This window comes from Aeromicrobium sp. REDSEA-S38_B2, assembly GCF_001628525.1.
Lineage (GTDB): Bacteria > Actinomycetota > Actinomycetes > Propionibacteriales > Nocardioidaceae > Aeromicrobium > Aeromicrobium erythreum.
This window is the reverse complement of the sequence record NZ_LUNH01000022.1, coordinates 43,262-61,400: the sequence shown is the minus strand read 5'-3', so window position 1 is coordinate 61,400 and position 18,139 is coordinate 43,262. Positions and strand designations below refer to the sequence as shown.

The window sequence follows — 18,139 nt, the reverse complement described above, 5'->3', positions numbered from 1 at the left end:
CGGCTCAGTCGAGGTCGTCGCTGCGCACGAGCCGACGACGCACCGACAGCAGGTCGACGTCGGGCCGCGAGGCGAGGAGCCGCTCGGCTCGGTCGAGCAGCGCGTCGGCGTGGGCGTGGTCGCCCGACGTCAGGGCCACGCCCACGACGGTGCGTCGGTAGAGGTCGGTATGGCCGACCTCGGCCACCGACACGTCGAGCGCGCGTCGCAGCTCGGCCACGACGGGTCGCACGACCGCGCGCTTCTGCTTGAGCGTGTGCACGTCTCCGAGGAGCAGCTCGGCCTCGAGCCAGCCGACCCACATGGCTGCCACGGCGCTCAGGCGCGGGCGGCCCGCAGCTCCTCGACGAGCGTCGGCCGCGTGGGCTGCCAGCCCAACGAGCGCGCCTTGGCGCCGCTGGCCTGCTGGTCGAGGAGCAGCGCGTCGCCGAAGGCCTCGCCGAGCCTCTCGTGCACGGTCTCGACCGAGGTGCCCGCGACGGCGTCGGCCAGCGCGAGCCCGAGGTCGCGGACGCTGGGGGAGTGGCCGCTGACGCCGAGCAGGCGCCCGTGGCCGGAGCCGCTCGCGACGACCAGCGCGTAGAGGTCGGCCAGGTCGTCGACGTGGATCGTGGTCCAGTGCTGCTCGCCCGAGCCGATCAGCTCGAGTGCGCCCTCGCCGGTGCGGGGTGCGGCCACGAGCTGCTGGGCGATGCCCTGGCCCGGTGCGTGCACGATGCCGGGCTGCACGACGGTGGCGCGGACCGGGGAGTCGAGGAGCCGGTCCTCGCGTGCCTGGCGCCAGGCGGTGATGGCGGGCGCGTCGTACGGCGTCTCCTCGTCGAGGTCGGCGCCGGAGCCGTAGGTCCAGACCCCTCCGGTGTGCACGAACGGCTTGTCGGTGCCGCCGAAGGCCTCGACCGCGGCGTCGACGACGGCGTCGTCCATGGTCGCGGACGTCTCGTCGCCGGGGGCGGCGGTGTGCACGCCGGCGTCGTGCTCGCGCAGCTGCGCCGCCAGCCAGGCGTTGTCGAACAGGTCGCCCTGCAGCGGCGTGGCGCCCGCAGCGGCGACGGTCTGCCCGGAGCTCTCGCTCCGGACGACGGCGGTGACGGCGTGGCCGTCGTCGACGAGGCGGCGCAGCACGGCTGCACCCACGAACCCGGTTCCCCCGGTGAGCAGGATCTTCATGGGGTCGTCAACCGTGACGGTCCGTTCGGTGTTCCGGCGTGTCCGCTCCGTGGACGGTTCAGCCGAGGATCTCCATGAGCCAGTGCTCCTTCTTCTTCGGCTTGCGGTAGCGGTCGTCGCGGTACCGGTCGTCGGAGCGGTAGCGGTCGTCAGGGCGGTACCGGTCGTCCCGGTCGCGCTCAGGACGACGCTCGTCGCGCGGCGCGGGGGCTGCGGGGGCGTCGGCCGTGGCGCGGTCGAGGATCTTGTCGAGCTCGCCACGGTCGAGCCAGACGCCCCGGCACTCGGGGCAGTAGTCGATCTCGACGCCGGCGCGCTCGCTCATGGTCAGGGTGGAACCGTCGGTGGGGCACTTCATGGTGGGACCTCCTGCGTCGACAACGTGCCGCGCGCCGCGACGGTTCCCCTGGCCCGCGGCCGGTCCCGCATGACGTGAAGAAGGCCCTGACCGTCGTGGTCGAGGCCTTCTGTCTGGCACACCCCCACGAACTCGAACCGTGAACCCGCTGATGAGGAGTCGGCTGGTGTGTCGAGGGGGTCTTGGGGCTCTGGGGGCTGGGTGGCGTTCGGTCCTGCTGGACGTGAAGAAGGCCCCGACCGTGGTGGTCGAGGCCTTCTGTCTGGTACACCCCCACGGACTCGAACCGTGAACCCGCTGATTAAGAGTCAGCTGCTCTGCCAATTGAGCTAGGGGTGCTCGCGCTCAGAGAACATTACCAGCAGGGGTCCGGGAGCCGAAATCGGGGTCAGCGGCCGAGCAGCTCGAGCAGGGCGTGGGCGGCGTTGTGGCCCGCGATGCCGCTCACGGCGCCGCCACGTCGGGCGCCGCTGCCGCACAGCAGGATCCGGTCGTGGGCGGTCGCGACGCCCCACCGCTGGGCGGGGGTGTCGGCGGGCTCGTCGTCCTCGAGCCATGGCCAGGCGAGGTCGCCGTGGAAGATGTGTCCGCCGGGCATGGCGAGGGCCTGCTCGACGTCGGCGGGCGTCTTGACCTCCACGCCGAGCACGAGCGGCTCGAGGGGTTCGGCGAGGTACGCGTCGATGGCGGTGAGGAACCGCCGGTACTCGCGCTCGGCGGCTCCAGCGTCGAGCAGGTTCTCGTAGGGCGTGTGCAGGCCGAACCAGGTGAGGGTCTGGGCGTCGGTCGCCGCCAGCTCGGGTCCGAGGATCGACCGGTCGGTGAGGGTGTGGCAGTACAGCTCGCCCGACGCGAACGGCTGCTCCCCGCGCTCGGCCGCGGCATGGAGAGCCTCGACCTGGCTCATGGCCTCGTCGACGTGGAACGTGCCGGCGAACGCGACCGCCGGGTCGTCGCCGGAGCGGAGCCGGGGCAGGCGCGAGACGAGCAGGTTGATCTTGAGCTGGGAGCCGGACGGCTGGGGCACGCCGGCCTGGTCGCCGGGCCACAGCAGGGCGTCGAGGGCGTGCGGCGCGATACCGCTGAGCGCGTATGCGGCGCTGACGTGCAGGGGCCCGTCGTCGTCGACGGCGTCGACGACGACGCCGGCCTGCTCGCCGGGGTCTCCGCAGTCGCACGCCTCGTGCTCCTCGAGCTGCTTGACGCGCGTCACCGTGGCACCGGTCAGGATCCGCACCCCTGCCTCACGGGCGACGCGCTCCAGCTCGCCGGTCACCGCACCCATCCCGCCGACCGGCACCCGCCACTCGCCCGTCCCGTTGCCCACGAGGTGGTAGAGGAAGCAGCGGTTCTGCACCAGGGACGGGTCGTGCAGCGACGCGAAGGTGCCGATGAGCCCGTCCGTGCCGACCACGCCGCGCACGACGTCGTCGGCGAAGCGACGCTCCAGCGCCTCGCCCAGCGGTCGCTCGACGACGTCGGTCCAGACGGGCTGGCCGGTGGCGGGCCCGAGGTCGCCGACCCGGGGGAGCGGCCGCAGCAGCGTGGGCGCGACGGCAGCGGCCAGTCCGCCGACCTCGCCGTAGAACGCCTGCCAGGCCTCGAACGCGTCGTCGTCGCCGGTGAGGGCGCGGAAGGACGCCCGCGTGGCGTCGCCCTCGTCGGTCTCGACGAGCAGCCCGCGCGGCTCCCCGTCACGCTCGTAGGGCGTGTACGAGGCGGTGCCGCGCGAGCGCAGCTCCAGGTCGAGCCCGAGCTCCTTCACGAGCGCCTCGGGCATGAGGCTGACGAGGTAGGAGTAGCGCGAGAGCCGCGCGTCGTGCTCGGGGAAGGTCCGGGCGCTGACCGCTGCGCCGCCCACGTGGTCGAGCCGCTCCAGCAGCACGACGTCGAGGCCCGCCCGGGCCAGGTAGGTGGCGGCGACGAGCGCGTTGTGGCCTCCACCGAGCACCACGACGTCGGCCGTCTCCTCCCGCGACTCCGTGACCTCGCCGGACGCCGGCGCGTACCAGCCCGACCCCTCGGGCTGCGTGAACCACCTGCTCGTCATGGCGCCACTCTGGCAGAACGGACGCCTCGCCCGCGCAGCGTCGGGGTCAGCCCTGGCAGAACAGCTGCCCGTACGGCCCGGCCGAGGAGCGCTGCTCCGTGACCCTGCCGTCGACCGTGATCGTGCACGTGATCGTCGCGCCGCTCGGACCGGCCTGCATGAACATCTGCGCGTAGTCGGGTCGGCCGTACACGAGCGTGCTCATCGACCACGACGTCCCGACGCCGGTGGCCGTGCCGCTCGGTCGGTCACGGCTGGTCGGCACGAGGTAGCCGACGACGCCGATCGGCTCGCTCGACGTCGCACTCAGGGTGATGCGCCGGGCGCGGACGCTGAAGGTGCCGCCGCTGCCGGGAAGTCCGGCCGGCTCCTGCAACCCGGTCACCGAGCGGGGAGCGAGCCCCTTCGGCTCCGCGTCGGGGTCGGACGCGGCCGCCGACATCGACGGCGACGGCGTGGGACGGCTCAGCCCGGGGCGCTCGACGCCCTGGTCGTCGGCGGCTGCGGCGTCGCGACCGCCCGCGCCGGACCCGCCCATCGGCACCAGCAGGGCCGCCAGCAGGGCCAGCCCTGCCAGGAACCCCACCACCACGAAGGGGTGCCGTCGTATCGCGTCCACGGCTGCACAACGAGGGAGGCGGCACCGGGTTAGGCCGAGCGCCCTGGCGCGGCGCCTCCCAGGACGCGTCGTGGAGGGGTCTCTGTTTCACTGGAGGCATGCGCCCCGTCCCTCTCTCGCCCCACGCCCGTCAGGCCGCCCTCGACGCGATGGAGGCCGCCCCGCTCGACGTCCTGGTCATCGGGGGAGGAGTCGTCGGCGCCGGCGCCGCCCTCGACGCCGCCACCCGCGGTCTCTCGGTCGGTCTGGTCGAGGCGCGCGACTTCGCGTCGGGCACGTCGAGCCGGTCCAGCAAGCTCATGCACGGCGGCCTGCGCTACCTGGAGATGCTCGACTTCCGGCTCGTCGCCGAGGCCCTGAAGGAACGCGGGCTGAACCTGCAGAAGCTCGCGCCGCACCTCGTGCAGGAGGTGGCCTTCCTGTACCCGCTGCAGCACCGCGGCTGGGAGCGCTTCTACGCCGGGTCCGGCGTCGCGCTCTACGACGCGATGAGCAAGGCGTCCGGCTACGGCAAGGGCGTGCCGCTGCACCGCCACCACACCCGCCGCGGGGCGCGCAAGATCTTCCCCGGCCTGCGCAAGGACGCGCTCGTCGGCGCGCTCCGCTACTACGACGCCCAGGTCGACGACGCCCGCCACACGATGTTCCTCGCCCGCACGTCCGCCGCCTACGGCGCGCACGTCGCCAGCCGGACCCGCGTCGTCGACCTGCTCCGCGAGGGCGGTCGCGTGGTCGGCGCCCGCCTCAAGGACCTCGAGTCCGGGCGCGAGCTCGACGTCCGCGCGTCGGTGGTGCTCAACGCGACCGGCGTCTGGACCGACGAGACGCAGGGGATGGCCGCCGAGCGCGGCCAGTTCCACGTGCGCGCGTCCAAGGGCATCCACCTCGTCGTGCCGCGCGACCGCATCCGCGGCGAGGGCGGGCTCATCCTGCGCACCGAGAAGTCCGTGCTCTTCGTCATCCCGTGGGGCCGGCACTGGATCATCGGCACCACCGACACCGACTGGGACCTCTCGAAGGACCATCCGGCGGCCAGCCGCAACGACATCGACTACCTCCTCGAGCACGTCAACCGCGTGCTGGTCGAGCCGCTGACTCACGCCGACGTCGAGGGCGTCTACGCGGGCCTGCGGCCGCTGCTGGCGGGCGAGGACGAGGCCACCAGCAAGCTCTCGCGCGAGCACGCCGTCTCCACCAGCGTCAAGGGCCTCGTGGTGATCGCGGGCGGCAAGTACACGACGTACCGGGTGATGGCCAAGGACGCCGTCGACGCTGCCGTGCACAGCATGACCCGCCAGCTCGACCGCGTCGTCCCGGCGTCGTGCACCGAGGACGTGCCGTTGCTCGGCGCCGACGGCTTCGAGGCGCTCTGGAACCAGCGGCACCGTTTGGCCGCCGACAGCGGACTCTCCGTCGCGCGCATCGAGCACCTGCTGCGACGCTACGGGTCCCTCGTCGTCGAGGTGCTCGACCTCGTCACCACCGACCCGACGCTCGGCGAGCCCCTCGGCGGCGCCGACGACTACCTGCGCGCCGAGGTCGTCTACGGCACGACCCACGAGGGCGCGCGTCACCTCGACGACGTCATCGCCCGTCGCACCCGCATCTCCATCGAGACGTTCGACCGCGGCACCGAGGTGGCCCGCGAGGTCGCCGACCTCATGGGCGACGCGCTCGGGTGGACGAGCGAGCAGCGCGACGTCGAGGTCGAGCACTACCTCAAGCGGGTCGCCGCCGAGCGCGAGTCGCAGACCATGCCCGACGACGAGACGGCCGACGCCGCCCGCATGGGGGCTCCTGACGTCGTGCCGGTCGCCACCGCCGACACGCCGTGATGCACGACCCGCCGCCGGGCGCCCTCGACGACGTGGGTGACCTGGAGGACGACCCGGGACCCTCGCCGCTCGTGCGGACGCTGCGCCCCGTGCTCATCACGGCCGTCCTCGCCGTCCTCGTGCTCGGCGGGTTCGCCCTCGCGTCGCACCTGTGGGGCGACACCCGCACCGAGACCGGCGAGCTCGACCTGGAGGGCTCCGGACTCCTGCGGCTGCAGGCCGGGCCGACCGACGTGCGGGTCGTGCAGGGCGACGTCACGGTGCCTCGGTACGTGGCGCGCGTGACGAGCGGACTGTTCGACACGCACTTCGAGGTCGAGCGGGTGGGCGGGGCGACCCGGCTCGAGGCCGCGTGCCGCCCCCTCCTGAGCCCGGGCTGCGGCGTCGACGTGACGATCACGGTGCCCGAGGGCACGGCCGTCGACCTCCTGACCGGGTCCGGCGACGTCGACGTCTCGGGACTCGACGGGGCGGTGGCCGTGCGGACCGGGTCGGGCGACGTGGAGGTCGAGCGGCTGCGCACCCAGGACCTCACCGTCCGCAGCAACTCGGGCGACGTCGAGGCGACCTTCGCCCGCCCGCCGTTCGCCGTCAAGGTCGCCACCGGCAGCGGCGACGTCGACCTCGGCCTCCCGCAGACACGCACGCCCTACGCCGTCGACGCACGCAGCGAGTCCGGCGAGGTCGACGACGCCATCCCCGCCACCGACGCGCAGGACGCCCGCGTCGTGCGCGTCAGGACGCAGGCCGGCGACGTCGAGGTCGAGCAGGACGGGTCGTAGGGGGCTGCGGGCTCAGCTCCTCGTCGACCTGCTGGTGCGCTGCCTGCGGGGGTCTCGTCTTCTTGGTGCGCTGCTGCCGGGGGTCTCTTCTTGCTGGTGCGCTGCCTCGGCTTTCGTCGGGTGTGGTCTCCGAAAGGGCCTCGACCGGGCGGCTGGCGGCCGCGCTGGTCTGGGATCTCGGGCTGCGGCTCCTGCTGGGGGCGCAAGGATCGGCGTTCGTGCGTGAGACTCCGAGGCTTCTGCGTTAGCCACGGGATCCCGTCACCAACGCAGAAGTGTTCGACCTCAGGCGCGCGAAGGCAGATTCCTGCGTCCTACGCGAGCTGCAGCCCGAGAACCCGAGCCGCCGCCCTTCCAGCCGCCCGGTCGAGGCCCTTGCGGAGCGCAGGACGAGTCGAAGCCGCGCCGACGCCGCCCCACTCGACTGAGAAGCCGCGCCAACGCAGCCCCAGGTCGAGCGAGAACCGCCCCTGAACGCGACGACGCCCCCACCGCACGCGGTGGGGGCGTCGTGTGACTCGTCAGGGTGACGAGCTGAGATCAGAGCGGGCGGATGTTGGCCGCCTGCAGGCCCTTCTGGCCCTGCTCGACGTCGAACTCGACCTTCTGGTTCTCCTCGAGCGAGCGGTAGCCGCTCGCCTGGATGGCGCTGAAGTGGGCGAAGACGTCCTCGCCACCCTGGTCGGGGGCGATGAAGCCGAAGCCCTTGTCAGCGTTGAACCACTTCACAGTTCCGGTAGCCATATGTTTCTCCTTCGGTGGTGCGCATGCGCGTGTCGCATGCGACGGGTGTCGCGACGCGCATCAACCGGGAGAAGCTGGAGCGACCGGGGGGACCCGGGCGCTCGATCTTTCTGGCACAACAAACGCCTACAACTAACGCCCACCCTACACGTCCGGACGAGGACGACACACCCCGTCGTCCGGCGGGTCCGTCGGGGACGGCGCGCGGGTGTCGGCGCAGCATCCGCGGAGCCCGTGAGGGCGGCGGCAGACCGCCCGGGAACGGACGAGGCGCGACCCGCGCCGAGGTGGACACCTCGGGCGGCTCGCGCCTCGGTCACATGGGGTGGACGACGGGACTTGAACCCGCGGCCACCGGCACCACAAGCCGGTGCTCTACCAACTGAGCTACGCCCACCATGCGTGGCGGCAGGCCGTCACGACGCGGACGATCATAGCCCACGTCGCGCGCGGCCCCGCCGGTGCCCCGTCACGACTCCTCGGAGCCCTCCAGACGGCCGAGGGTCGAGCTGGCCGCGACCTCGGCGGCGATCGCACGGGCCGCCTCCGTCTCCGGCCCAGGATCGCCGACGAACACGGCGCGGCGGTAGTAGCGCAGCTCGTCGATGCTCTCGGCGATGTCGGCCAGCGCACGGTGGTGCCCGGCCTTCGCGGGAGCCGCGAAGTAGGCGCGCGGGAACCACTGGCGGGCGAGCTCCTTGATCGACGACACGTCGATGACGCGGTAGTGCAGGAAGCCCTCCAGCTCGACCATGTCGCGGGCGAGGAACGTCCGGTCGGTGCCGACCGTGTTGCCCGCGAGCGGCGCCTTGCGCGGCTCCTTCACGTGCTCGCGGACGTAGGCGAGCACCTGCTCCTCGGCGTCGCGCAGCGTCGTGCCGGCCTCGAGCTCGGTGATCAGCCCGGAGGCGGTGTGCATGCGCGTCACCACGTCGTTCATCTGCTCCAGCGCCTGCGCCGGGGGCTTGATGACGAGGTCGACGCCCTGCCCCAGCACGTTGAGCTCGTAGTCGGTGACGAGCGCCGCCACCTCCACCAACGCGTCGGTCTCGAGGGAGAGCCCGGTCATCTCGCAGTCGATCCACACCAGTCTGTCGTTCACGCGACCGACCCTAGGCCACCGTGACAGCCCCAGCCGCCCAGCCCGGGTAGCCTTCCAGGGAACCGACGGGGCGCGGTCTTCGTTGTGCCCCTCGAACGACGGGCGCACGCGTCCCGTCCTGTCCCAGACGCCGCACAGGAGCCAGACCACGTGAGCAACGACCGCAAGCAGCGAGCCGAGCAGATGCGCAAGGAGCGCGAGAAGGCCGACAAGCGCCAGCGCAACGTCATCACGATCGCGATCGTGGCCGTCGTCATCGCCCTCGTCGGCGTCGGCGGCTACGCCGTGAAGTCGACGGCCGACAAGAACGCCAAGAGCACCGACCTCGTCGCGCCGAAGAACACGAAGGACTACGGCATCGTCTACGACCAGGCGGCCGCCGAGTCCGCCGACGGCGGCGCCTCCGACGGTGGCGCCGCCTCCGGCGACGCCAAGCCGGTCAGCGTCGAGGTGTACGAGGACTTCCAGTGCCCCGTGTGCCAGCAGTTCGAGCAGGTCGCCGGCCCGATGCTGAAGCAGCAGGTGGCCTCCGGCGAGATCGCGCTCACCTACAAGCCGTTCTCCTTCCTCGACGAGAACGGCGGCAGCACCAACGACTACTCCAAGCGCGCCACCAACGCCGCGCTCTGCGCCCTCGACGCGGGCGGCGTCGACGACTACGTCAAGGTCCACGACTTCCTGTACGCCAACCAGCCGCAGGAGGGCACGGCCGGACCCGAGAACGCCAAGCTCGTGGAGGACCTCAAGAGCCTCGGCATCACCGGCGCGGGCATCGACTCGTGCGTGAAGTCCGAGAAGTTCGTCCCGTGGGTCGTCAAGGCCAAGGAGGTCGCGCAGGACAGCGACCGCGAGATCAGCGGCACGCCGACGGTGTTCGTCGACGGCAAGAAGCTCGACGACTTCAGCCCCGCCACGATCCAGAAGGCGGTCGAGGAGGCCAAGGCCTGACCCGGCTTCTCCCGCGCACGGCCCTCGCACCCTCGGTGCGGGGGCCGTGTCACGTCAGCAGCAGGCCCAGCCACGCCGCCGCGACGCACACGACGGCGGTGCCCACCGCGTGGGCGACGGCCCGGCCGCCCCGGCCGCGGAGCGCCAGGCGGGCGGAGTCGAGGCTCGCGGTGCTGAACGTCGTGTAGCCGCCGAGGAACCCCGTGGCCACGACCGTCCGGGCGGCGCCGTCGTCGAGCAGCCCGACGGCCAGCCCGATGAGGAACGACCCGGTGACGTTCACCGCGACGATGCCCCACGGGAACCGCCCGGACGAGCGCTGGCCGACCCAGGTGTCGACGAGCAGCCGCAGCACCGAGCCCGCGCCGCCGGCGACCGCCACCGCACCGGCGAGCAGCGCGCCTGTCACCGTGCACCCCGGACCCGCAGGGCGCGGCCGACGGCGAGCCCGCCCACCGACGCCGCGAAGCCGCCCGCGACGGTCGCCAGGAGGTAGACGAGGGCGTCGGCGGGTCGCCCGTCGGCGAGCAGGCCCTGGGTGTCCAGAGCGAAGGCGCTGTAGGTCGTGAAGCCGCCCATCAGGCCGGTGCCGAGCAGCAGGCGGGTGCGCGACGAGGCGACGGTGGCGGTCAGGACGCCGAGCAGGAACGCCCCGAGCAGGTTGACGCCGAGGATGCCGACCGGCAGTCCGTCGACCGGGTCGACGGACGCGGCCACGCCGTAACGGACCAGCGTGCCGACCGCTCCGCCGGCGGCCACCAGCGCCACTGCGTCCGGACGTGGCCAGGTCGTCGCCATGCTCGGACTCTACGACCCGCGGATAGGTTCGTCCCATGGACGTCTCACGGCTCGTGCTCGGCACCATGTACCTCGGCACCCGGACGGACGAGGCGACGTCGCGGGCGCTGCTCGACCGCTTCCTCGACGCCGGCGGACGCACCCTCGACACCGCCAACTGCTACGCCTTCTGGGTCGACCCGAGCGGGCACGGGGGAGCGAGCGAGCGCGTCATCGGCGGCTGGCTCGCGGCGGAGCCGTCGCGTCGCGACCGGGTCGAGCTGGCCACGAAGGTCGGTGTCGAGCCGCTCGACGTGCCCCGCGCGGACGGCCACACCGTTGAGGGGCTCTCGGGCGAGGTCGTGCGAGCCGGCTGCGAGGCGAGCCTGCGTCGCCTCGGCGTCGACGTGATCGACCTGTACTGGGCGCACGGGGAGGACCGGGGGACGCCGCTGGAGGAGACGGTGGAGGCGTTCGGCGCGTTGGTCGCCGCCGGCGCGGTGCGACGGCTGGGCGTCTCCAACCACCCGACCTGGCGGGTCGAGCGGGGCCGAGCCCTCGCCGAGGCGCGCGGGCTCGAGCCGTGGACGGCCCTGCAGCTCACGACGTCGTACGTGCACCCGCGGCCCGGCGCGGCGGTGGAGGGCAAGGACCACCGGTTCGGCTTCGTCACCGACGAGACCGTCGACTACGTCAGCGAGCACCCCGACCTCGAGCTGTGGGCGTACTCGCCGCTCGTGCAGGGCGCGTACGACCGGCCCGACCGTCCGTTCCCGCAGGCCTACCGGCATCCGGGCACGGAGCGACGTCTGGCGGTGCTGGACGACGTCGCACAGGCGCACGGCGTGGCGCGGTCGGTCGTCGTGCTGGCCTGGCTGCTGGCCTCGCGGCCCGAGGTGCGTCCGATCCTCGGCGTCAGCTCGGTGGAGCAGCTCGAGTCGGCCCTGCGCGTCGCCGACGTCGACCTCGCGCCCGACGAGCTCGCCGCCCTCGACGCCCCTGCGTGACGAGACGAGTCTGTGACGCGGGGATGAGAAGGGGTTCTGCTCTTCGATCTGAGCACCCGGGGAGGACTCGGTGTGAGCGCCCCCGGCAGGAATCGAACCTGCGACCCGAAGATTAGAAGGCTTCTGCTCTATCCATCTGAGCTACGGGGGCCCGCCCCCACCCTAGTGCCACCGAATCGGGGGGACGTGACGCGTGCCGTGGGGCGCGGGGCGACGCGTTCCCCTAGGCTCCGGGGGGTGAGCCAGCCACACGCGCAGGAGGCCGCGCCGGAGGTGGCGGGCCGCGGGACGATCCCCCGACGGATGCCCCGGTACGTCGAGCGTCCGCGTCAGCGGGGACGCACCGTGCTGATCGTGCTCACGGGCATCGGCGTGGCACTGGGCCTGGTCGAGGTCGTCGTGGTCGCCGCGGGTGCGGAGGCGCTCGAGGGCGCGCGCCTGGCCATCATCTACGCGCTGGTGCCGCTGCCGGTGCTGTGGTTCGTGTACTGGTGGCTCGACCGCTACGAGCCGGAGCCGCGTCGCTACAAGGTGGCCGCGTTCGTGTGGGGCGGTGTCGGCGCGGTCGGCATCGCGCTCGCCGTCCAGGTGCTGCTGGGGGAGACGACCGACCTGACGCAGAAGGAGCTGGCGACGTTCGTCGCCCCGGCGAGCGAGGAGCCCGCCAAGGGGTTGTTCCTGCTCCTGACGTTCCTGCGCTGGCGCCGCATCATCGACGGGTTCCTGGACGGCCTGATCGTGGCCGGTCTCGTGGGTCTGGGCTTCGCGTTCGTCGAGAACATCGGCTACTACGCGCTCAGCTACGCCGGCGGACCCGACGTGCCGATCGCCGGCGCCGAGGGTGCGGCCGGGACGTTCGTCGTCCGCGGGATCGCCAGCCCGTTCGCCCACCCGCTCTTCCTGTCGGCGTTCGGCATCGCGCTCGGCCTGGCCGTCGGCATCCGCTCGAAGGTGCTGAAGGTGCTGGTCGGCACCCTCGGTCTCGCGATCAGCATGGCCCTGCACGGGCTCTGGAACGGGTCCGCGTCGTACTTCGGGGGCGTGGGCTTCGCGCTCACCTACGTCGCGCTGTTCGTCCTGTTCGTCACGCTCGCCGTCGTCGCGATCGTCGCGCGCTCGCGCCAGGTGCGGACCCTCGAGCGCTCGCTGTCCTACGTCGCCGAGCGCGGCTGGATCCACCCGGCGGAGATCCCCTACCTCTCGCGCTTCGGGTACCGCAAGCAGGCCCGCCGGCACGCCCGCCGTCACCACGGCCGCGTGGCCGGGCGGATCGTGCGCCGCTACCAGCGCCTCGCCACGGAGATGGCCTTCCTGCACGACGCGATCATGCGCGGCCAGACGAAGCCGCACGGCGTCGAGCGCACCTACGCGCTGCTCGACGCGATGTACGGGCTGCGACCCGCGCTCCGCTTCCCCCCGCCCCTGCCCGTCGCGCACCGACGGTGACGCGACGCGGACGCACCGTGGTCACGCAGAGTCCACTACCGTGTCCCTTGACCCCGCGGAACAGCCGCAACGACACGTCGAGACGGGAGGAGCACCGGTGCCCAGCGAACACGCCTCGGCCGAGCTGCTGGGAGCGCTGAGCAAGCTCCTCACCGACGTCACGGCGGCCCCCCTCGCGCTCGAGGTCCCGGGTGTCGACGAGGTGCGTTCCACGCGGGCCGAGATGGTCGACCAGCTGTCCGACTACGTCATCCCGCGGCTCGTGCAGCTCGAGGCTCCGCTGTTGACGGTCGTGGGCGGGTCCACGGGCGCCGGCAAGTCGACGCTGGTCAACTCGCTCGTGGGGGAGCAGGTCACCCAGTCCGGCGTCCTGCGCCCGACCACGCGCTCGCCGGTGCTGGTGCACCACCCCGACGACGCGGAGTGGTTCCAGCCCGACCGCATCCTGCCCGAGCTGCCCCGCACCAAGGCGGTCACCAACGACGTCTACGCCCTGCGCCTGGCGCCCTCCACGGGGGTCCCGCGCGGCCTGGCGATCCTCGACGCGCCAGACATCGACTCGATCGACGCGGCCAACCGCGAGCTGGCGACGCAGCTGCTCGCGGCCGCCGACCTCTGGCTGTTCGTCACCTCGGCCGCGCGCTACGCCGACCAGGTGCCGTGGGACTACCTCGGGCGCGCCGCGGAGCGCAGCACGTCGGTGGCGGTCGTCCTCGACCGCACGCACGCCGACGCGGTCGTGGAGGTGCGAGGCCACCTCGCGCGCATGATGACGTCGCGCGGGCTGTCGGACTCCCCGCTCTTCACGGTGCCGGAGTCGGCGGTCGGCGAGGACGGCCTGCTGCCGCGCGAGGCCGTCGAGCCGATCCGCGGCTGGCTGCGCGACCTCGCGGCCGACCCCGAGGGTCGATCGGCCGTCGTCTTCGGCACGCTCGACGGCGCCGTGCGCCACAACGTGCTGCGCTCGCACGTCGTCGCCGACGGGCTCGACGAGCAGCTCGCCGCCGCACGTCAGCTGCACGACGACGCCACCCGCACCTACGCCGAGGCGGTCGACCTGCTGCGCCGGGCCACCGCCGACGGCACGGTCATGCGCGGCGAGGTGCTGACCCGCTGGCAGGAGTTCGTCGGCAACGGCGAGCTGCTGCGCTCCGTCGAGGAGCGCGTGAGCCGGATCCGCGACCGGCTCGTCGACCAGGTCACCGGCAAGCGCACCCGCTCCGCGGAGGTCAGCGAGGCGGTCGAGTCGGGGCTGCAGACCCTCCTCGTGGAGCAGCTCGAGGCGGCCGCGGAGGCGGTGTACCGCTCCTGGTCCTCGGTCGGAGCCGGCCGTGCGCTGATCGCCTCCGAGCGCGGTCTCGACCGCGCCTCCCGCGACGTCCGCGTCAAGGCCGAGCGCCTCGTCCGCGACTGGCAGGCTGAGGTGCTCGAGCTCGTCCGCGCCGAGGGCTCTGACAAGCGCCTCACCGCGAAGTTCCTCGCCTTCGGCGTCAACGGCATCGGCGTCGCGCTCATGGTGCTGGTGTTCGTCAGCGGCTCCGCGGGTCTCACCGGCGCCGAGGTCGGCGTCGCCGGCGGCACCGCCGTCGTCGCCCAGAAGCTGCTCGAGGCGATCTTCGGCGACCAGGCAGTCCGCCGCCTCGCCGAGCGCGCCCACACGTCGCTGGTCGCCGCGGTCGAGGCGCTCGCGACGGCGGAGAGCCGGCGCTACCTCGACCTCGTGAGCGACCCCGCCCTGATCGAGGCCTCCCAGGCCCGGCTGCGCGACGCCGCGCGCCGGGCCGAGTACGCACGTCACATCGACTTCCTGGACGGAGAGACCGCCTCATGAGCGAGCGCCCCGGACCTGTCGCGCGCGCGACCTCGGCGCTGTTCGGCGGCGAGCGCAACGACGTCGCCGCCCGCCTCGACGGCCTCGGCGAGGCGGTCGAGGCCGCCCGGGGCCGTCTCGACGACACCCTGCTGGACCCCGCCGCGGCGCTCGCCGAGCGGGCCTCGGAGCGGCTGCGGCTCTCCGGCGAGCACACGATCGTGGCGCTCGCGGGTGCCACGGGCTCGGGCAAGTCCTCGCTCTTCAACTGCCTGACCGACCTCGAGCTCGCCGGCGTCGGCGTGCGCCGTCCGACGACGTCGTGGGCCCTCGCGTGCTCGTGGGGACCCGACGGCGCGCAGGAGCTGCTCGAGTGGATGGGCATCCCCGCGCGCCACCAGGTGTCGCGCATGAGCATGCTCGACCGCTCGTCCGCCGACACGAAGCTCGACGGGCTCGTCCTGCTCGACCTGCCCGACCACGACTCCACCGAGGTCTCCCACCACCTCGAGATGGACCGGCTCGTCCAGTACGCCGACCTCCTCATCTGGGTCCTCGACCCGCAGAAGTACGCCGACGCGGCCATCCACGACCGCTACATCCGGCCGATGGCGGCCTACCGCGACGTCACGCTCGTCGTGCTCAACCAGATCGACCGCATCCACTTCTCCGAGCGGGAGCGGGCGCTGGGCGACGTGCGCGCCATCCTCGACCGCGAGGGTCTGCCGGGCGTGCCGGTCCTCGGCGTCTCCGCGCACCGCGGCGACGGGGTCGACGACCTCAAGCGCGAGCTCGCGCGCCGCATCCGCGCGAAGGCCTCCGCCAAGGAGCGCCTCGCGCAGGACATCGCGGCGTCGGCGGCGGGCATCGTCACGGTCGGGGGCCGCAGCGACATCCCGGGCATCACCGACATCGACCGCCAGGCGCTCGACCTCGCGCTGCTCGACAGCGTCGGCGCACCGCAGCTCGTCGAGGCGGTGGAGGCCTCGACGCTGCGCACCGCGCGCCGCCACACCGGCTGGCCGCCGCTGCGCTGGGTCGGACGCCTGCGCAAGGACCCGCTGCGCGAGCTCGGGATCGACCCCGACGGCTCCATCGCCTCGCTCTCGCGTGCCGTGCGGCCCTCGGTCGGGCACGTCCAGCGCGCCCAGGCCGAGTCGGCCGTGCGCGAGATCTCCGAGAAGGCGGCCGTCGGCCTCGAGCGACCCTGGCGCGACGCCGTGCGCGAGGCGTCGGTGAGCACGAGCGCCGACGTCGTGCGCGAGCTCGACGAGACCGTCGACCGCATCGACCTCGGCCTGTCCCGCACGCCGTTCTGGTGGCGCGCGGTCGACGTGCTGCAGTGGATCGCGTTCGCGGCGCTCGTCGTCGGCGTCGGCTGGGGAGCGGTCGAGCTGCTCAGCGGCCTCGTGGGCTGGCAGGTGGGTGACGCGCCGGTCGTGGCAGGCACGTCGCTGCCGCTGCTGCTCCTCCTCGGCGGGCTGGTCGGCGGTGTGCTGCTGGCCGCGTTGTCGCGGGCAGCCGTGCGGGCGAGTGCCCGGCGGCGGGCGCAGCAGGCCGACGCGACGCTGCGTCGCGCCGTCGCCGAGGTCTCCGAGCAGAAGGTGGTCGCGCCGCTGCAGGCCGAGCTCGACCGCTACGAGCGCTACCGCTCGGGCATCCTGCGCGCCCTGGGCTGAGTCCGCGGACGTCGCGGACCACCGCGAGGCGCGGCACGTCGGCCGCCGTCGGTACGCTGGGTGCCCTATGGCTGACTACGTTCTCTCCCTGCGCAACGTCCGCAAGGCCCACGGCGACAAGGTCGTCCTCGACGACGTGACCCTCTCGTTCCTGCACGGCGCCAAGATCGGCGTCGTGGGGCCGAACGGCATGGGCAAGTCCTCGCTCCTGAAGCTCATGGCCGGCCTCGACCAGCCGAACAACGGCGACATCGTCCGTGACCCCGAGGCCACCGTCGGCATGCTCCAGCAGGAGCCGCCCCTCACGGAGGGCAAGACCGTCCTGGAGAACGTCGAGGAGGCGGTCTCGGAGGTCAAGGACAAGATGAAGCGCCTCGAGGAGGCGTACGCCGAGATGGGCGAGCCCGACGCCGACTACGACGCCCTCATGGCCGAGACCGGCGACCTGCAGACGTTCCTCGACAGCGTCAACGCGTGGGACCTCGACTCGCGCCTCGACCAGGCGATGGACGCGCTGCGCTGCCCGCCGCCGGACGAGCTCGTCGACCACCTCTCCGGTGGTGAGCGCCGCCGCGTGGCGCTGTGCAAGCTGCTGCTCCAGCAGCCCGACCTGCTGCTCCTCGACGAGCCCACCAACCACCTCGACGCCGAGTCGGTGCAGTGGCTCGAGGGACACCTCAAGACCTACCCGGGCGCCGTCCTGGCCGTCACCCACGACCGCTACTTCCTCGACAACGTCGCCGAGTGGATCGCCGAGGTCGACCGCGGCCGCATCCACGGCTACGAGGGCAACTACTCCACCTACCTGGAGACGAAGAAGGAGCGCCTCAAGATCGAGGGCGCGAAGGACGCCAAGCGCGCCAAGATGCTGGAGAAGGAGCTCGACTGGGTCCGCTCCAACGCCAAGGGCCGTCAGGCCAAGAGCAAGGCGCGTCTGGCCCGCTACGAGGAGCTCGCGGCCGAGGCCGAGCGCGCCCGCAAGATCGACACGAGCGAGATCAACATCCCCGCCGGTCCGCGCCTCGGCGACGTCGTGCTCGACGCGAAGAGCCTCAGCAAGGGCTTCGAGGGCCGCACGCTGTGGGACGACATCAGCTTCTCGCTGCCGCGCGCCGGCATCGTCGGCGTCGTCGGCCCGAACGGCGTCGGCAAGACCACCCTCTTCCGCATGATCACCGGCAACGAGGTGCCCGACGCAGGGACCCTCGAGGTCGGCCAGACGGTCAAGATCTCCTACGCCGACCAGAGCCGGGGCAGCATCGCCGCCGACAAGAACGTCTGGGAGGTCGTCTCCGACGGGCTCGACTTCATCAAGGTCGCGAACTTCGAGATGAACAGCCGCGCCTACGTGGCCTCCTTCGGCTTCAAGGGCGCCGACCAGCAGAAGAAGGCCGGTGTGCTGTCCGGTGGTGAGCGCAACCGCCTCAACCTCGCGCTGACCCTCAAGCAGGGCGGCAACCTGCTGCTGCTCGACGAGCCCACCAACGACCTCGACGTCGAGACCCTGTCCTCGCTCGAGGACGCGCTGCTCGACTTCCCGGGCTGCGCCGTCGTCACGTCGCACGACCGCTGGTTCCTCGACCGCATCGCCACGCACATCCTGGCGTGGGAGGGCACCGAGGACGAGCCGGGCCGCTGGTTCTGGTTCGAGGGCAACTTCGCGTCCTATGAGGAGAACAAGATCGAGCGACTCGGCGAGGAGGCGGCGCGACCGCACCGCGTCACGCACCGTCGCCTCACCCGCGACTGAGCACTCCCGTCATGCGAGACGCCGACGCCCCTTCCTGGCTCAGGAAGGGGCGTCGGTGACTC

The 18,139-nt window shown here is 72.7% G+C and carries 17 protein-coding genes and 3 tRNA genes; 8 read left to right on the top strand and 12 right to left on the bottom strand.

The window, feature by feature from the left end; all coding sequences use genetic code 11:
- Positions 1-4 precede the first annotated feature (4 nt).
- From A6Q81_RS05645 to A6Q81_RS05620, 6 genes are all read right to left on the bottom strand, one after another.
- On the bottom strand, positions 5-304 hold the full coding sequence (locus A6Q81_RS05645; RefSeq protein WP_067861323.1) for a DUF503 domain-containing protein: 300 nt from the start codon (positions 302-304) through the stop codon (positions 5-7).
- 14 nt (positions 305-318) lie between these two features.
- A complete protein-coding gene (locus A6Q81_RS05640; RefSeq protein ID WP_286689802.1) occupies positions 319-1,170 on the bottom strand; it encodes an NAD-dependent epimerase/dehydratase family protein in 852 nt (283 codons plus the stop codon).
- A gap of 58 nt (positions 1,171-1,228) precedes the next feature.
- The gene (locus A6Q81_RS05635; RefSeq protein ID WP_286689801.1) at positions 1,229-1,528 is read right to left on the bottom strand and encodes a TFIIB-type zinc ribbon-containing protein; all 300 of its coding nucleotides are present in this window, start codon (positions 1,526-1,528) and stop codon (positions 1,229-1,231) included.
- A gap of 263 nt (positions 1,529-1,791) precedes the next feature.
- Positions 1,792-1,867: transfer RNA gene (locus A6Q81_RS05630), tRNA-Lys, on the bottom strand.
- A 49-nt stretch (positions 1,868-1,916) separates the two neighbouring features.
- Entirely contained in the window at positions 1,917-3,578 is a 1,662-nt protein-coding gene (locus A6Q81_RS05625; RefSeq protein ID WP_286689800.1) for a phytoene desaturase family protein, read from the bottom strand.
- Between the two features lie 46 nt (positions 3,579-3,624).
- The gene (locus tag A6Q81_RS05620) at positions 3,625-4,197 is read right to left on the bottom strand and encodes a hypothetical protein (protein ID WP_286689799.1); all 573 of its coding nucleotides are present in this window, start codon (positions 4,195-4,197) and stop codon (positions 3,625-3,627) included.
- 98 nt (positions 4,198-4,295) lie between these two features.
- Here A6Q81_RS05620 and A6Q81_RS05615 point away from each other — a divergent pair, with 98 nt between their 5' ends.
- Entirely contained in the window at positions 4,296-6,032 is a 1,737-nt protein-coding gene (locus A6Q81_RS05615; RefSeq protein WP_286689798.1) for a glycerol-3-phosphate dehydrogenase/oxidase, read from the top strand.
- Positions 6,032-6,814 carry a DUF4097 family beta strand repeat-containing protein gene (locus A6Q81_RS05610; protein ID WP_286689797.1) on the top strand — a complete coding sequence of 261 codons (783 nt, stop codon included), beginning with the start codon at positions 6,032-6,034 and terminating at the stop codon, positions 6,812-6,814. The genes A6Q81_RS05615 and A6Q81_RS05610 overlap by 1 nt, the downstream gene beginning before the upstream one ends.
- A gap of 540 nt (positions 6,815-7,354) precedes the next feature.
- Here A6Q81_RS05610 and A6Q81_RS05605 read toward each other — a convergent pair.
- From A6Q81_RS05605 to orn, 3 genes are all read right to left on the bottom strand, one after another.
- A complete protein-coding gene (locus tag A6Q81_RS05605) occupies positions 7,355-7,558 on the bottom strand; it encodes a cold-shock protein (protein ID WP_067855085.1) in 204 nt (67 codons plus the stop codon).
- 321 nt (positions 7,559-7,879) lie between these two features.
- Positions 7,880-7,955: transfer RNA gene (locus tag A6Q81_RS05600), tRNA-His, on the bottom strand.
- Between the two features lie 72 nt (positions 7,956-8,027).
- Entirely contained in the window at positions 8,028-8,660 is a 633-nt protein-coding gene (orn, locus tag A6Q81_RS05595; protein ID WP_286689796.1) for an oligoribonuclease, read from the bottom strand.
- A 150-nt stretch (positions 8,661-8,810) separates the two neighbouring features.
- Here orn and A6Q81_RS05590 point away from each other — a divergent pair, with 150 nt between their 5' ends.
- Positions 8,811-9,608, top strand: a complete 798-nt coding sequence (locus tag A6Q81_RS05590; protein WP_286689795.1) for a DsbA family protein — start codon at positions 8,811-8,813, stop codon at positions 9,606-9,608.
- A gap of 49 nt (positions 9,609-9,657) precedes the next feature.
- On the opposite strand, the gene A6Q81_RS05585 is transcribed toward A6Q81_RS05590, so the two are convergent.
- Together A6Q81_RS05585 and A6Q81_RS05580 are read right to left on the bottom strand one after the other, a co-directional pair.
- The gene (locus A6Q81_RS05585; RefSeq protein WP_067855095.1) at positions 9,658-10,017 is read right to left on the bottom strand and encodes a fluoride efflux transporter FluC; all 360 of its coding nucleotides are present in this window, start codon (positions 10,015-10,017) and stop codon (positions 9,658-9,660) included.
- Positions 10,014-10,406, bottom strand: coding sequence for a fluoride efflux transporter FluC (locus tag A6Q81_RS05580; RefSeq protein WP_067855098.1), 393 nt, complete (start codon positions 10,404-10,406; stop codon positions 10,014-10,016). Before A6Q81_RS05580 ends, A6Q81_RS05585 begins: the two co-directional genes overlap by 4 nt.
- A 35-nt stretch (positions 10,407-10,441) precedes the next feature.
- Between A6Q81_RS05580 and A6Q81_RS05575 the strand changes: the two genes are divergently transcribed.
- A complete protein-coding gene (locus A6Q81_RS05575; RefSeq protein ID WP_286689794.1) occupies positions 10,442-11,392 on the top strand; it encodes an aldo/keto reductase in 951 nt (316 codons plus the stop codon).
- A gap of 77 nt (positions 11,393-11,469) precedes the next feature.
- On the opposite strand, the gene A6Q81_RS05570 is transcribed toward A6Q81_RS05575, so the two are convergent.
- A tRNA-Arg gene (locus tag A6Q81_RS05570) sits at positions 11,470-11,543 on the bottom strand.
- Positions 11,544-11,629: 86 nt separating this feature from the next.
- On the opposite strand from A6Q81_RS05570, the gene A6Q81_RS05565 reads away from it, so the two are divergent.
- The 4 genes from A6Q81_RS05565 to ettA all read left to right on the top strand — a co-directional run bounded on the left by A6Q81_RS05565 (position 11,630) and on the right by ettA (position 18,077).
- Positions 11,630-12,838: a PrsW family intramembrane metalloprotease gene (locus tag A6Q81_RS05565; RefSeq protein WP_144433658.1), complete on the top strand. Its 1,209-nt coding sequence runs from the start codon at positions 11,630-11,632 to the stop codon at positions 12,836-12,838.
- A 97-nt stretch (positions 12,839-12,935) separates the two neighbouring features.
- Positions 12,936-14,669, top strand: a complete 1,734-nt coding sequence (locus A6Q81_RS05560; RefSeq protein WP_286689793.1) for a dynamin family protein — start codon at positions 12,936-12,938, stop codon at positions 14,667-14,669.
- Complete coding sequence (locus A6Q81_RS05555; protein ID WP_286689792.1) at positions 14,666-16,327, top strand: GTPase; 1,662 nt, start codon at positions 14,666-14,668, stop codon at positions 16,325-16,327. The genes A6Q81_RS05560 and A6Q81_RS05555 overlap by 4 nt, the downstream gene beginning before the upstream one ends.
- A 67-nt stretch (positions 16,328-16,394) precedes the next feature.
- Positions 16,395-18,077: an energy-dependent translational throttle protein EttA gene (gene ettA, locus A6Q81_RS05550; RefSeq protein ID WP_067855106.1), complete on the top strand. Its 1,683-nt coding sequence runs from the start codon at positions 16,395-16,397 to the stop codon at positions 18,075-18,077.
- Positions 18,078-18,139: the final 62 nt, after the last annotated feature.

Bases quoted from the DNA above. Each gene is read 5' to 3' on its own strand.
- A6Q81_RS05645 (WP_067861323.1), bottom strand. From the start codon at position 304: ATGTGGGTCGGCTGGCTCGAGGCCGAGCTGCTCCTCGGAGACGTGCAC.
- A6Q81_RS05640 (WP_286689802.1), bottom strand. From the start codon at position 1,170: ATGAAGATCCTGCTCACCGGGGGAACCGGGTTCGTGGGTGCAGCCGTG.
- A6Q81_RS05635 (WP_286689801.1), bottom strand. From the start codon at position 1,528: ATGAAGTGCCCCACCGACGGTTCCACCCTGACCATGAGCGAGCGCGCC.
- A6Q81_RS05625 (WP_286689800.1), bottom strand. From the start codon at position 3,578: ATGACGAGCAGGTGGTTCACGCAGCCCGAGGGGTCGGGCTGGTACGCG.
- A6Q81_RS05615 (WP_286689798.1), top strand. From the start codon at position 4,296: ATGCGCCCCGTCCCTCTCTCGCCCCACGCCCGTCAGGCCGCCCTCGAC.
- A6Q81_RS05610 (WP_286689797.1), top strand. From the start codon at position 6,032: ATGCACGACCCGCCGCCGGGCGCCCTCGACGACGTGGGTGACCTGGAG.
- A6Q81_RS05605 (WP_067855085.1), bottom strand. From the start codon at position 7,558: ATGGCTACCGGAACTGTGAAGTGGTTCAACGCTGACAAGGGCTTCGGC.
- A6Q81_RS05580 (WP_067855098.1), bottom strand. From the start codon at position 10,406: ATGGCGACGACCTGGCCACGTCCGGACGCAGTGGCGCTGGTGGCCGCC.
- A6Q81_RS05575 (WP_286689794.1), top strand. From the start codon at position 10,442: ATGGACGTCTCACGGCTCGTGCTCGGCACCATGTACCTCGGCACCCGG.
- A6Q81_RS05555 (WP_286689792.1), top strand. From the start codon at position 14,666: ATGAGCGAGCGCCCCGGACCTGTCGCGCGCGCGACCTCGGCGCTGTTC.
- ettA (WP_067855106.1), top strand. From the start codon at position 16,395: ATGGCTGACTACGTTCTCTCCCTGCGCAACGTCCGCAAGGCCCACGGC.